This window comes from Nocardia arthritidis, assembly GCF_011801145.1.
In the GTDB taxonomy this organism is placed as follows: domain Bacteria; phylum Actinomycetota; class Actinomycetes; order Mycobacteriales; family Mycobacteriaceae; genus Nocardia; species Nocardia arthritidis_A.
The window spans coordinates 8,129,845-8,143,581 of the sequence record NZ_CP046172.1 but is presented as its reverse complement, the minus strand read 5'-3'; the positions used below and the strand labels follow the sequence as shown (position 1 = coordinate 8,143,581).

Genomic DNA, 13,737 nt, shown 5'->3' with positions numbered 1-13,737 from the left:
GCCTCACTCCAGGGTGTGGTGCAGCGCCTCGATGAGGTTCGGGGCCAGATTCGGGTAGGTGCGCAGGTCGAGGTCGCCACCGAAATCGTCCTCGTCTTCGGGGCGCAGCTGTAGCAGGCACAGCGACGCGCCCTCCCGCAGTACCGCCGCGAACAGCCGGGCCTGCCTGCGCTCCGGATGGGCGTCGGCCGCGGCGCGCGCGGCGGCGTCGGCGGCGTCGTGATCGGCGAGCAGCGGGGTCAGCGCGTCGTCGAGGGTGCTCTCGGCGGTGGGCGGCAGCACGACGATCTCCTGCACCAGCATGCAGCCGCGCACCGCGGGCGGCCAGCTGGTGGTGGCCAGGAATTCGTCGAGGGCCATGGATCCGCCGGTGATGTCGTCCGGGAACGCCTCTTGGGCAATGGGAGTCAGCTCGCTGCCGTCCTCCAGCTGATCCAGCAACCCGGGTTCGGCCGCGACCAGGTCGGCGGTCGGCACCAGGGCGAACATCTGCGGCGGACGGTCCCAACCCTCGGCGTCGACGAATTCGGCCACCTCGCGGACGCAGCGGGCGAGGACGAGTTCGGCGTGCAGGTCTGCGGTCACGCTGCACATCCAATCAAACGCGTGCGGAGCCCTCGCAGAGTATCGCCGTGGGCGAAGGCCGACGGAGCAAATCAGACACACGCCGTAGAGTGGGCCGCAGACGGTCCGTAAGGACCACCGCAAACATCGGACTGCGGCGCGTCGGCCGGTACGGCGTGCGCGCCGCCGGACCCTTGGGAGAGTGGAATCGTGGGCATGCGGCCCCCACCGGCTTACCTTCGCTGTCCCGACGCAGCCGTGTGCTGCTGGTGGCGGCCATCGTCCTGGCGGCGCTGCTGCTGCTCGGGCCGCGGCTCACCGATACCTATACGAACTGGCTGTGGTTCGGCGAGGTCGGTTTCCGCGGAGTGTATTTGACCGTGCTCTGGACGCGGGTGCTGTTATTCCTCGCGGTGGCGGCGTTCGTCGCGGTGGTGGTGTGGCTCGCGCTGCTGCTGGCCTACCGCAGCCGCCCGGTATTCGTTCCGATGAACGGCCCGAACGATCCGATCGCGCGCTATCGCACCACCGTGATGAGCAGGCTGCGGCTGTTCGGCATCGGTATCCCGGTGCTGCTCGGTCTGCTGTCCGGCCTGGTGGCCCAGTCGAATTGGGTGACGGTGCAGCTGTTCCTGCACGGCGGCTCGTTCGGGCAGACCGATCCGCAGTTCCATCTGGACATCGGCTTCTACGCCTTCGATCTGCCGTTCTACCGGATGGTGCTGAACTGGCTGTTCGTCACCGTTGTCATCGCGTTCTTCGCGAATCTGGTGAGCCACTACGTCTTCGGCGGCCTGCGCCTGTCCGGCCGGGAGGGCACGCTCACCAAACCGGCCCGGATGCAGCTCGCCTCGCTGGCCGGAACCTTCGTGCTGCTCAAGGCGATCGCCTACTGGTTCGACCGCTACGAGCTGCTGTCCAGCAGCCGTAAGGAGCCGACCTTCACCGGTGCGTCGTACACCGATATCAACGCGGTGCTGCCTGCCAAGCTGATCCTGCTGTCCATCGCGGTGATCTGCGCGATCGCCTTCTTCACCGGCATCGTGCTGCGCGATCTGCGGGTGCCCGCGATGGCGGCCGCGCTGCTGATTCTGTCGTCGGTGCTGGTCGGTGCGGTGTGGCCGCTGGTGGTCGAGCAGTTCTCGGTGCGCCCGAACGCGTCGACCAAGGAGAGCGAATACATCCATCGCAATATCGACGCCACCCGCAGCGCGTACGGGATCACCCCGGACAAGATCGAATACCAGAACTACAAGGGTGACGGCACCAAGAATCCGCGCGATGTCGCGGCGGACAAGACCACCATCGCCAACATCCGGCTGCTCGACCCGAATATCTTGTCGCCCACGTTCACTCAGCTGCAGCAGCTGAAGAACTTCTACGGTTTCCCGAACCCGCTCGACATCGACCGCTACACCATCAACGGTCAGCTGCAGGACTTCATCGTCGCCGCGCGCGAACTGGAACCGCAGAGCCTCAAGGACAACCAGACCGACTGGATCAACCGGCACACCGTCTACACCCACGGCAACGGTTTCGTCGCCGCGCCCGCCAACCGGATCAACAAGGCGGCCGCCAAGGACGCGACGGCCGCATCGTCCACCGGCGACAGCGGCTATCCGGTATTCGCCGACGGTACGGTCACCTACATCAGTGATCTGGCGACGATGGCGGATCCGAAGGTCACCCAGGCCATCAAGGTGGATCAGCCGCGCGTCTACTACGGCCCGCTGATCGCCAACTCCAACGCCGATTACGCGATCGTCGGCGCGGTCAACGGTCAGCAGCCGCGCGAATACGACACCGACAACGCGTCGTTCACCTACGACGGCAAGGGCGGCGTCTCGATCGGCAACTGGTTCAACAGGTTGGCCTTCGCGGCCAAGTACGCCGAGCGAAACATCCTGTTCTCCAGCGCGATCGGCAACGATTCGAAGATCATCTTCAACCGCAACCCGCGCGATCGCGTGCAGAAGGTGGCGCCGTGGCTGACCACCGATGGTGCCGCCTACCCGGCCGTCGTCGACAAGCGCATCGTCTGGATCGTCGACGCGTACACCACCCTCGACAACTACCCGTACGCGCAGTCCACCTCGCTGCAGGGTTTGGTCGAGGACAGCGTCGATCAGAAGACGGGCCGGCTGGTGCCGCGCAAACAGGTGAGCTACATCCGCAATTCGGTGAAGGCCACCGTCGACGCGTACGACGGCACGGTGACCCTCTACGAGACGGATCCGACCGATCCGGTGCTCAAGGCGTGGCGCGGGGTGTTCCCCGGCGCGGTCAAGCCGATGAGCGATATCTCGCCGGAGCTGCGGGCGCACTTCCGCTACCCGGAGGATCTGTTCAAGGTGCAGCGCGAGATGCTCACCAAGTATCACGTGAACAATCCGGTCGAGTTCTTCACCAACAACGCCTTCTGGTCGGTGCCGAGCGATCCGACGATGGAGGGCGGCACCTTCAAACAGCCGCCGTACTACGTGCTCGCGGGCGATCTGAAGTCGGGTAAGCCGACGTTCAACCTCACCAGCGCCATGGTCGGCTTCAACCGGCAGTATCTGTCGGCCTACATCTCGGTTCATTCGGATCCGGACAACTACGGCAAGTTCACTGTGCTGCAGCTGCCGACCGATACCCAGACGCAGGGTCCGCAGCAGACGCAGAACACCATGACGATCAACGACGAGGTCTCGCGCGACAAGACGCTCTTGCAGGGCTCCAACAAGATTCGCTACGGCAACCTGTTGACCCTGCCGATCGCCGACGGCGGCATCCTCTATGTGGAGCCGCTGTACACCGAACGCAACAGCGCGCCGAATACCTCGACCTTCCCGCAGTTGGCGCGGGTGCTGGTGAGCTACCGCGATCCGGCCACCGGCGTGAACAAGGTGGGTTACGAGCCGACGCTGGCCGCGGCGCTGGACCGCATCTTCCCCGGAACAGGCAGTGCCGCAACGGCTCCCGGCGGCGAGGTGAACCCCGGCCAGAATCCGCCGCCCGATCAGGGCGGTACGCCACCGCCCACCAGCCAGAGCCCGCCGCCGCCACCGCCCGCGGGCGGTCAACCACCGAGTGCGAAGGATGCCGCTGTGCGGGAACTGGATTCGGCGCTCGCGAATGTGCACGACGCGCAGACCAGCGGTGATCTCGGCAAGTTGGGTGCGGCGTTGACCCGCCTGGATCAGGCGATCAAGGCCTACGAGGCTGCCGGACGGTAAGCGGTCGAAATACGAAGCGGCGCTGCCATCCTCGGTGATGGCAGCGCCGCTTCTTTTGTGTCTCTCCAGTCTCAGCGGCTGAGCTGATCGATCAGATCCTTGTTCTGGTCCAGGATCTGGTTGTACTGGGACTCCAGGCCGTTCTGCTTGGCCAGCTGCGCGGCGGTCGACTTGGCCTGCTCGATCAGGGCCTGCTTGCTGCCGGGCGCGGGCGCCGGGGCAGGGGCGGGAGCCGGCGCGGGGGCGGGCGCGGGAGCGGGCTCCTCGGCGGCGACGCCGGAGGATTGGCCGGACCTCAGGTACTGGCCGCAGACCGGCCATGCGCCCGCGCCCTGGGTGTTGAGCACGTTCTCCGCGACGCGGATCTGCTCCTCCTTGCTCGCGTGGGCGGGGTTACCGCTGCCGCCGTTGGCATTCCAGGTGCTCTGCGTGAACTGCAGGCCGCCGTAGTAGCCATTGCCGGTGCTGATTCCCCAGTTGCCACCGCTCTCGCACTGCGCGACGCCGTCCCAGTTGTGGGTGGCGGCCGAGGCAGTTCCGGTGGACAGACCGAACGGTACGGCAACGAAGGCGCCTGCGACTGCGATGTAGCCGATGGCGCGGGTGCTGAACTTTCGGTGGTGAGACATGTCGTTTCCCTCCCTGCGCCCGCCGGCCCGGTGATGGTGCGTTACCGGGTCCCTGTCCCCAGGTCGTCGGGGTTACTCGAACCGTGGGACAGGGTTGCCGGTGTTCGCCGGTTCGAGTTCGGCCCTTCCCGGTTGATCCGGGCCGTGGATCAGACGGTAACGAACAAATCACCGTCGATCACATCTTGATAACGGGTGAATTGTGTGAAGTGAATCGGACGGATATTAGCCTTTTTGCAGGTGAATTAAGCTTTAGTAATGGATTCCGACTGGTCTGTTATAGCACCGTTATGTGACCGAGATCACTGTGAAATAGTGATCCAGGTCACGTTTGAGAAGCTTGACCTAGATCGACATGGGGAAATCTCGGGGGTTGGGCCGAGAAATTCCGGCGTTATGCGGCAGGAATCTTGGAATTTGTCAAGCCGTTGATATCCCCAATTGGGCCGTGTGATGTCCGATCCGATGGTCGTCGGCGTGTCGCGCGAGGTTCGGTAGAGCCGGTTGAATGGCTGGCTGATCAGGCGATTTGCATCTGCTTCACACCCGTGTGTAATGTTGTGTTCACCGACGCGGGGTGGAGCAGCTCGGTAGCTCGCTGGGCTCATAACCCAGAGGTCGCAGGTTCAAATCCTGTCCCCGCTACTAGGGAAAGACCCGGAACATCATGTTCCGGGTCTTCTTCTTTTCCTGATCTTTGGCTCCATGCCGTGTGGCCTGCGGAAATTGGCTGTGACTCGATGATCGGCAGGCGCCGCCCTGTCGCGGTATTGCTCCAGCGGTGCGCCTGGCGGACCGATCGCGCGCGACTTGACGACCAGGTCGGTGGGTGAACCAAACCGATAGCGGCCCAACAGTATTCGTTTACCGGCGCAGGCGGGGCTCCGGAGACGGCGATCACAAACTGCGGCTCGATTTTCGCTCCGGGAATATCGGCCCAGATTTCCGGCGGGGTAAACCGCCGACCTCGCCCGAATTACCCGGTAGGGGATTGCGATTTGTTCGGCTCACGAAAATGTATGTCCCACGGTGTTATTGAACGTCGCCGTCGCCCGGGCAAGGCGGCCCACAAGCCCGATCAAATCTCGCTGGCGCCGGCGTTGCGATCGCTGAACCATCCTCGACAACCAGCCGTCTACCAACAGTGGACAGATGGATCTGGCGACCCGGCGTGCGCGTCCGGATCGGCCGCTGTCGGTGCTGCGACCTGGCCGCCGCACCGGCCGGCGGGGTGCTTTTCTACCCGGCGGTTCGATTTCGATCCGTTGACCGAACCGGATCCGGTCTCGGCGCACTAGGATCTGCCATTGTGGCACTTGCTATTTCGGTCTAGGAGGTAGGCATTGAGCGCGATGGGGGGAGGGACCGCCGCGGAGCAGCTGCGCGAGGCGCTGGCCAAGCCGGTATTCAACCCGGTCCTGAAGACATGGGTCGGTGACGGCACCACCGACTACGAAATCTATTTACGCACCGCCGAACTGCTTTCGCTGCAGACGGAGGTCGACGAGCTCACCGATCCGGACGAGCTGATGTTCCAGATCGTCCACCAGGCCCAGGAGGTCTGGCTCAAACTGCTGTCCCATGAGCTCGCGAGCGTCGTCGGCGAATTGGATGCGGACGCGCTGTGGGCGGTGTCCGCCCGGCTGGACCGGGTGGTGCGGATCGCCGACTGCCTGATGCGCGAACTGCAGGTGCTCGAATCCATGACGCCCGACACCTATCAGGTCATCCGGCGCAACCTCGGCGACGGCAGCGGTCAACAGTCACCCGGCTACAACGGCGTGCAGACCGCGGCGGGGTACATCGCCGCGGCGCTGGACCGGCTGCTCGACCGCGGCGGCATCCGGATCACGGACGTATACGGGACGGGTGCGCCGCCCGGCATCAAACGCGTCTGCGAGCAGCTGATCGACTTCGACGAACGCTTCCAGCTGTGGCTGGTCGCGCATTTCATGTTGGTGCGCAGGACAATCGGCATCGGTCACGGTGTGCACGCATTGGACGGCGTGCCGACCAGGGTGCTCACGGGACGGATGACCAAACCGCTGTTCCGCGCGCTCTGGCAGGCCAGGGACGAGCTGACGGCGAGCTGGCGCCGCGACGGCGGTTACGCACCGGGCGAGACCAGGAGGTCCGCGGCCATATGAACCATGCGCTGCGCGCGGAATTCCCCGTGCTGGAGACCTGCGTCTACCTCAACAGCAATTCGACCGGAGCGATACCGCGCGGCGCCGAAGCGGTACTGCGGCGCTACTGGGAGACGTTGCGCACCTGGCGCGACGACGCCTGGTACGGCTGGCTCGGCGAATTCGACGACTACGTCCGGGCCCTTGCCGAATTCCTCGGCGCCACACCGGAAACCGTGGTGATCGATACAAATCTGACCACGCTGCTCGGCCGGCTCGCCACCTGCTTCGATTTCGCTGCCGAGCGCGCGAAAGTGGTCATCACCGACCAGGAATTCCCAACGGTGCCGTTTCTGTGGCAGGGGTTCGCGAAATATGGCGCCCAGCCGGTGACGGTCGAATTCGACACGGACGCAGTGGTATCGGCGATCGATGAGCGGACCCTGCTGGTCTGCGTCGCGCACGGCAGCTACCTCACCGGCGGCCTGCTCGATCTGGAGCGGATCGTCGCCCGCGCACACGAGATGGGTGCGTTGGTAATCGTCGACGCATTCCAGACCGTCGGAGTGGTGCCGATCGATCTGCGCACGCTTCGTGCGGATTTCGTGCTCGGCGGGGCGCACAAATGGCTGTGCGGGGCGCACACCGCGTTTTTGTATGCGCGCGAGGAGCTGTTGCCGACACTGCGTCCCGCGGCGACCGGGTGGTTCGCGGGCGCGGATCCGCTGTCGTTCCGTCCGGCGCGGGACTGGGCGGCCGATGCCAGGCGGCTGGCCGGTGGTACGCCGATTCCGTTGACCGCCATGCTGTCTCGGGTCGGGCTCGATCTGCTCGCCGAGGTGGGGGTGCGGGCGATTCGTGAGCATTCGCTGCGGTGTACCGAACGGGTGTTGGCACGGGCCGACGAGGCCGGGATCCGAGTGCGCACACCGCGAGCGGCGCCGCGGCGTGGCGGGGTGGTCAGCCTGAGTTTCCCCGGCGATCACGAAGCGCAGCAACGACTTTCCGAACGCGGGATGGTATGCAGCTGGCGCGAGGGATTGCGGGTCGCGCCGCATATCTACAACACTCTCGATGAGGTGGATGCCTTCATGGACGCGCTCGTCGCGGAGCGGAAGGAATCTCACGCGTGAGCCTCTCACCGAGGGCATTGCTGAGCCTCCTGTTCAACGGCGACAAGGCGATCGACGTGCTGCGGGCGGCATGGGAACTGGGCATCCTCGACACGGTGGACGCCGGGCCGGTCACCCTGGGCGAACTCGCCGACCGGTTCGGGCTCGTGCCGATGCGGCTGTACAAACTGATGGACTGTCTCGAATGCATCGGTTTCGTCCGCCGCGACTCGTCGGATACGTTGCGCGACACCAGTTATCACGCGATCGCTGGTGCGCGCGACGCGGTACTGGATGTCCTCGGGCCGGGGTCGCTGGAGCGGGACCGGGACGGTTACCCGTGGCGGACACTGCACGGCAGGCTTCCCGAGGTGCTCCGGGGCGAGCACAGCATGCCGTCGGAGGCGTTCAGCTGGCCGCCGAATACCGATGAGCAGGTGGCGGGGTTCGAGCGCAGTATGGCGGCCGGGATCGGACCTATCGCCGAGGCCTTCCGGATCCATGCGGACGCGCTCTGGGGGCCGGGCGAAACGCGACTGCTCGATATCGGCGGCGGGGAAGGCACTTTGGCCGCGCGCCTGCTGCGGGACACCCCCGGACTCGGTATCGATGTCTACAACCTGCCCGCCGTCGCGCCGCTGGTCGACCGGACCCGCATCGAATCGGCCTGCGGTGACCGTCTCGGGTTCGTCGGCGGCGATTTCTTCGCCGAACCACTGCCGACCGGATACGACGCGCTGTCCTTCGTTCGGGTACTGCATGATTGGGAGCCTGAGCAGGCCCGTGAGCTGCTTGTGAAGGCGCACCGGGCGTTGGGGCCGGGCGGACGCCTGTTGATCTGTGAGGAGTTCCGCGATGCCGAACGCCTTGCGCGGCAGTTCTTCTGGTCCTATTTCCTACTCGGCGTCGACAGCTGCTCCAGCCTGCTGCGTGAGGTCACCTACTATGTGCGGGTGCTCGGTGAACTCGGGTTCCGGGATATCGAGGTGCTGCCGGGGCCGTTCGACATCGTCGTCGCGACCAAACCATGAAGGAGTCCCGTGCTCGACAATCGGCTACTCGCCAGGTTCGAATCCGTTGACACGACCTCGATCTGCGATGCGGACAAGTCGATTCGTGTGCTGGACAGCGGGATTCGTGGGCGCTCGGCCAATCGCCGAATCCTCGGTCCCGCATTCACTATCCGATGCCGGGGCGACTTCTTCGGGGTGCTGCGGGCCGTCGAGGCGGCCGCGCCGGGCGACGTGCTCGTCGTCGATGGCGGTGGTATCGAGATCGCCTACGCCGGAGAGCTTTTCGCACGAGGTGCGCTGGCGCGCGGGCTCGGCGGGATCATCGTCGACGGTGGGTACCGGGATATCGCGTATGTGCGCGGATGCGAACTGCCGGTCTACAGCCGGTTCGTCACACCGATGGCGGGCACCACATCCGACCTCGGCGAACTACAGATCTCGATAACCTGCGGGGGAGTGCCGGTCGCGCCCGGCGAACTGATCATGGCCGACGACGAGGGCGTTATCGTCGTCGATCCGAAACGCGTCGAATCTCTGTTGGATTCCGCCGCGGCCACCAAAGAGGCGGAGGCGAAGCTCATCGCGCGGCTCGCGGCCGGGGCGACATTGAGCGAGGGACTCAATGTCGCCGCGCACACCGAGGCCCTGCTCGGCGGCAAGGCGTCAGCACTGCGCTTCGTGTGAGCGGATTACGACGAATCGGCCCGGTTGTCGTGCTGATACGAGCCGCTATATAGCGGACCGGTGGATAGTATCCTCATGTAGCGTGCCGTTGAACAGCGGCACGCTCGGTTGCTGACCGGGCACTCGCCGGGATACCGTGCGAGTGCCCGGCGTTCAGCGCCGGTTTTCCGGGGACTGTCGAGCAGCCCTGACGACGCCAGGCCAGTGGACACGTGCGTGCCCTCGGCATCCTCCGGAGACGGTTATGAGCTTCACCCCAACCCCTAGGCCGATCGGCAACACCATTGCGCCAGAGCAACTCTCGACGACACGAACCCGATCCATCGCGCGTCCGACGTGCGCGGACACGCCGGACAACTGGGACCTCGACGTCGGCAACCCGGAATCCTGGCGGGAGGCCGTGCTCAGTTGCCGGGCCTGCCCGCTGCTGGGACAGTGCGGCCGCCTGGCACAGTCGTTGATCGCCCGCGGTGACGCGCCGAGGGCGATGATCTGGGCGGGCATCGCCTACGACAACGCGGGCCGGGTGGTCGAGGATCTGGACCGGCACCGCGTCGCGCCCGCGGACCGCAAACGGCCGCTGCGAATCATTCACACCGGTGTCCGTCCGGTGCGCGGCGAAGCCTCCATGGCCGCGCCACGGCGGCATATCGTGCTCGGACGGCCGCTCGAGCCGGCGGGCGGCTGACCTGTCGACAGCGAAACAAATTCCGGCGGTGCGCATTTCGTGATCGTGGCGCTCGGGTTCGCGGCCTGCCGTATCGGAGCCGACCTCCCGATGTATCCTTGAATGTGCCGCTATATAACGGTACATTATAGTTTGGCATAAGCGGCTCGAGCTGGGCCGATGCAGGAACGGTTGGTGGAGGCATATGCGATCTGAGGTGTCGGATAACACGGTGCCGCCGTGGATAACGGTGGAAACGTTGACGCCCGGAGCCATGTCCGTCGCGTCGGTCGGCGCGGCCCCACGGGACTTCGCCGACATACAGCGCGTATTGCAACGACAGTTGGCGAAAATGCCCGCGGTCTACGACACGATGACAACGGCGGGCATCATCGAGGCGGTGCGGGCGGCGTGCGACGGCGCGAACAATGTCGACATCGCCATCGAGACCCGCTCCGGGCCATACGAATTGCGGATCCGGCCGGTGCGCGGACCGGGCGAGCTCGTACCCGCGGTGCGGCTGTGGCTCGGGCCGCGTGGCGCGCCGCTCCCGGCGCTGCGGCCCGCGGTGGGCACGGTATGGGACCTCGAAACTCAGACCCTCCAATTGCCGAAGGCCATAACCCGGGTGGCCGAGATGGCGGACGAGGAATACGTGCCGCGCATGTCCATCGCGGAGGCCTTTCGCTGGGCATTCGCCTTCGACCGGCATGCCGAGGTGCTGGACCTGCTCTACGACCCGCTACCCGGCGCCAAACTTCAAGTCGAAATCTCCCTCCTACTCGGCTCGCGACGGCCGGCTCGCTGGCGGATAACCTCTCGCGCCCGCACCGACGGCAAGGCTCGCGAGGTCTGGTCCGTCGTGGAGGACGTCACGTCGGGTGACGTGCCATCGGATTCGCCGACGCTCGAGCAGGTCGGCCTGCGCGAGGCCCATCGCCGCGCGGGCACCTACCTCGCGGTCGTCCGGCCCGAACGCACCAGCATCTCGCACTGGCTCACCGATCCGGCGCCGTGGATCCGATGGGACTATCTGTTCCGCCCCGTCGACGTATTCCATCCGGACGACCGAGCCAGGCTGATGGGGTCGACCGCGCGATTGCGCACCGGAGAAGCCGCGGGGATCACGGTCCGCACGCTGAACTACCGCGGTGGCTATTCACCGACTTCGTTGTTGCTGTATCCCTATCCGGGGCAAGCGAATCGGCTCGCGATCGCACAATTCGTGCAGATCGTCGACGACGTCGCACAGCCGGAGTCGGGCCGCGACAGCAGGTGGCCGATGAATGCGCCGATAGGTTACGACGATCAGTTACGTCACTGTCTCACCGGCAGTATGTGCCGCAATCCCGCCTGATTTCCGGTTCCCGCCGGTGGCAATGGTCGCCGCCGTTCCCACGGCTGGGGATGGCATAGCGTTCTCGCTGTCAGGAGGTCATAACTGGCGAAACATCTTCCGTAATCACGCAATCTGGTTACGGGAGCAGGTCGCGGTAGCCGGACATACCGCGACCCGGGCCACCACGGCGGCGGGGCGCCGCCGCCGTGGCGGCCATACCTCGAAACAGGTGGGCACCCTGTCGATTTCATCGGGTCGATCACCGACGAGGTCGCGGCGTGTCCGTCGATTCCACTGGCCCCCAACGGATCTGCGTAACTCGATGGTATTGGCTCGATTTGCGGATGGGACGGTAGTGTCTATCAGTGTGGTATCGGAATCTCAGCCGGGTGATGGTGATTTCGTTCATCGAGACGGCGCGGAGCCACTCACGCCGCGGCAGGCGGCCGCGGCGATCTTCTCCAGCCGGCTTTCGGAACTGATCGCCGAATCCGTCGTCTCGACCGAGTACGGCACGACGCGTTCGCTGACGCTGTACGCGCTGGCGCAGCACCTGGAGTTGGCGTATCCGGATGTGCCGGTCTCGCAGTCCGGTCTGTACCGGCTCATCCACGGTGACGCGATACCCCGGCTCGATCTGATCATCGCGTTGGCGCGCGTATTCGATGTTCCCCCAGAGTATTTCGTGACGGAGAAGAAGTAGCGCCGAGGCCGTGCTTCCCGGCAGCGGGAAGTGTGACGATGCCGGGTCCGCCGCGACACGGATACGATCCGGCCATGCCCGATCCGGATCCGGGAGAGGTCTTCCGCCACCATCGCCGCACCGTTCTCGATGCGCCGCTGTGTGGTTTGCTTAGACCTATGGCAGCGGGTGTGGAATACACGATCGACGAGCTGGCGCGCGAGGCCGGTACGACCGTGCGCAGCCTGCGGGTTTATCACGAGCGGGGTGTGCTGCCCCCACCGCGGGTGAAGGGGCGGACGGGTTTCTACGGGGCGGAGCATCTCAATCGGGTTCGCACGATCACCAGGCTGCTGGATCGCGGAATCAAGCTCAACGGCATCAGGGAGCTGCTGCAGGCCTGGGATCGTGGCGATGACCTCGGCGCGGTACTCGGCGTCACGCGGCTGGATGCGCCACAAGTAACCGCGCCGTCCGTTGGCGATACGGTGGCCGCGACCGAGCTGGAGGAGCGCTACCGCGACGTCCCGAACGGCCTGGCCCGGGTGGTCGGGCTCGGACTGTACGAGCCGGTGGACGCCGTGACCTATCGGGTGGTCGACCGAGAGCTCGTCCGGCTCGCCGAGCAGCTCGCCGCCGCGGATATCGGCGATGCGGAAATCGTCGCCGAGCTGGAGAAACTGCGCGGTGACTGCGACCGGATCGCCCGCCGCTTCGTCGATCTCTTCCGCCGGACGGCGTGGGAGTCCTACCGGCGGTCCGAGCGCGCCGAGGTCGATCGCGCACAGCTGGCGGAACGGGTCGCGCTGACCAGCGCGGTACCGGGGCGGGCGAGCGCGGAACTGGTCAATCGGTCGATGGCTCGGTATCTCCGGGAGGACACCGAGCTGGCCGAGGTGCTGCCCGGCGTCTGAGGGGTTCAGCTGCCTCGGGGGTCCGGCGGCTGCGGTGGCGATACGCCGTTGCCTAGCGATTCGTTAGCCGACGGTGCATTGAACTCGGCCGAACGGTGACCGTCGGCTCACATACCTACCTACGTATGCGGGCGATGCAGGCATACCGATGCGCGGTGGCGTCGCCGTCGCCAGAATCCGGACTGTTGTACGAGACAGCAGATGGGTATGTGTGATGGGGACCGTGAAACTGTGGATGCAGATGTCGCTCGACGGCTTTGCGGAAGGGCCCGACGGGGAGATCCACTGGCCGGTGGTCGACGAGGAACTGTGCGAGTCCTACCTCGACGAGCTGCGGGCCGCCGACATATTCCTCTACGGCCGGAAGACCTTCGAGATCATGGCGGCGTTCTGGCCGACGGCCGACGCGGATCCGGCGATCTCGCCGTTCTATGTGGACTTCGCGCGGTTGTGGAAACAGACGCCGAAGATCGTGTTCTCCCGCACCATGCGCGGCGCGGGCTGGCGTACCAGGGTGGTGCGGGACGGCCTGGTCGAGGAGGTCGGCGCGCTGCGGGCGCAGGGTCGCACGATGATCCTGTTCGGCGGTGCCGAGACGGCCGCGACCTTCATGGAATACGACCTGATCGACGAGTACCGGCTCTTCGTCCACCCGCTGCTGCTCGGCGGCGGCATCCCGCTGTTCCGCAAACCGACCGACCTCGCCGCCGTGGAACTGCTCGACGTCACCGCCTACGAGAGTGCGGTGGTGCAGGTGCACTACCAGCACGCCGTACATGCGTCGTGACG

At 65.7% G+C, this 13,737-nt stretch carries 12 protein-coding genes and 1 tRNA gene; 11 read left to right on the top strand and 2 right to left on the bottom strand.

Going from position 1 to position 13,737, the window contains the following annotated elements; translation table 11 throughout:
* Window positions 1-3 precede the first annotated feature (3 nt).
* Window positions 4-594 (bottom strand): PPA1309 family protein, encoded by a 591-nt coding sequence (locus F5544_RS36745; RefSeq protein WP_167477422.1) that lies wholly within the window; start codon window positions 592-594, stop codon window positions 4-6.
* Window positions 595-824: 230 nt separating this feature from the next.
* Between F5544_RS36745 and F5544_RS36740 the strand changes: the two genes are divergently transcribed.
* Window positions 825-3,782 carry a UPF0182 family protein gene (locus tag F5544_RS36740; protein WP_238846850.1) on the top strand — a complete coding sequence of 986 codons (2,958 nt, stop codon included), beginning with the start codon at window positions 825-827 and terminating at the stop codon, window positions 3,780-3,782.
* Window positions 3,783-3,853: 71 nt separating this feature from the next.
* On the opposite strand, the gene F5544_RS36735 is transcribed toward F5544_RS36740, so the two are convergent.
* Window positions 3,854-4,411: a transglycosylase family protein gene (locus tag F5544_RS36735; protein WP_167477421.1), complete on the bottom strand. Its 558-nt coding sequence runs from the start codon at window positions 4,409-4,411 to the stop codon at window positions 3,854-3,856.
* Window positions 4,412-4,982: 571 nt separating this feature from the next.
* Here F5544_RS36735 and F5544_RS36730 point away from each other — a divergent pair.
* The 10 genes from F5544_RS36730 to F5544_RS36685 all read left to right on the top strand — a co-directional run bounded on the left by F5544_RS36730 (window position 4,983) and on the right by F5544_RS36685 (window position 13,735).
* Window positions 4,983-5,056, top strand: a tRNA-Met gene (locus tag F5544_RS36730).
* A gap of 707 nt (window positions 5,057-5,763) precedes the next feature.
* Window positions 5,764-6,558 (top strand): tryptophan 2,3-dioxygenase family protein, encoded by a 795-nt coding sequence (locus F5544_RS36725; RefSeq protein ID WP_167477420.1) that lies wholly within the window; start codon window positions 5,764-5,766, stop codon window positions 6,556-6,558.
* Window positions 6,555-7,670: an aminotransferase class V-fold PLP-dependent enzyme gene (locus tag F5544_RS36720; protein ID WP_167477419.1), complete on the top strand. Its 1,116-nt coding sequence runs from the start codon at window positions 6,555-6,557 to the stop codon at window positions 7,668-7,670. The genes F5544_RS36725 and F5544_RS36720 overlap by 4 nt, the downstream gene beginning before the upstream one ends.
* Window positions 7,667-8,680 (top strand): methyltransferase, encoded by a 1,014-nt coding sequence (locus F5544_RS36715; RefSeq protein WP_238846849.1) that lies wholly within the window; start codon window positions 7,667-7,669, stop codon window positions 8,678-8,680. The genes F5544_RS36720 and F5544_RS36715 overlap by 4 nt, the downstream gene beginning before the upstream one ends.
* 9 nt (window positions 8,681-8,689) lie before the next feature.
* Window positions 8,690-9,346: an RraA family protein gene (locus tag F5544_RS36710; protein ID WP_167477418.1), complete on the top strand. Its 657-nt coding sequence runs from the start codon at window positions 8,690-8,692 to the stop codon at window positions 9,344-9,346.
* Window positions 9,347-9,590: 244 nt separating this feature from the next.
* Window positions 9,591-10,034, top strand: coding sequence for a hypothetical protein (locus F5544_RS36705; RefSeq protein ID WP_167477417.1), 444 nt, complete (start codon window positions 9,591-9,593; stop codon window positions 10,032-10,034).
* Between the two features lie 184 nt (window positions 10,035-10,218).
* Window positions 10,219-11,370, top strand: coding sequence for a GAF domain-containing protein (locus tag F5544_RS36700; RefSeq protein WP_238846848.1), 1,152 nt, complete (start codon window positions 10,219-10,221; stop codon window positions 11,368-11,370).
* 349 nt (window positions 11,371-11,719) lie between these two features.
* Window positions 11,720-12,055: a helix-turn-helix domain-containing protein gene (locus F5544_RS36695; protein ID WP_238846847.1), complete on the top strand. Its 336-nt coding sequence runs from the start codon at window positions 11,720-11,722 to the stop codon at window positions 12,053-12,055.
* A 158-nt stretch (window positions 12,056-12,213) separates the two neighbouring features.
* Window positions 12,214-12,948 carry a MerR family transcriptional regulator gene (locus F5544_RS36690; RefSeq protein ID WP_167477416.1) on the top strand — a complete coding sequence of 245 codons (735 nt, stop codon included), beginning with the start codon at window positions 12,214-12,216 and terminating at the stop codon, window positions 12,946-12,948.
* Between the two features lie 214 nt (window positions 12,949-13,162).
* Entirely contained in the window at window positions 13,163-13,735 is a 573-nt protein-coding gene (locus tag F5544_RS36685; protein ID WP_238846846.1) for a dihydrofolate reductase family protein, read from the top strand.
* Window positions 13,736-13,737 lie beyond the last annotated feature (2 nt).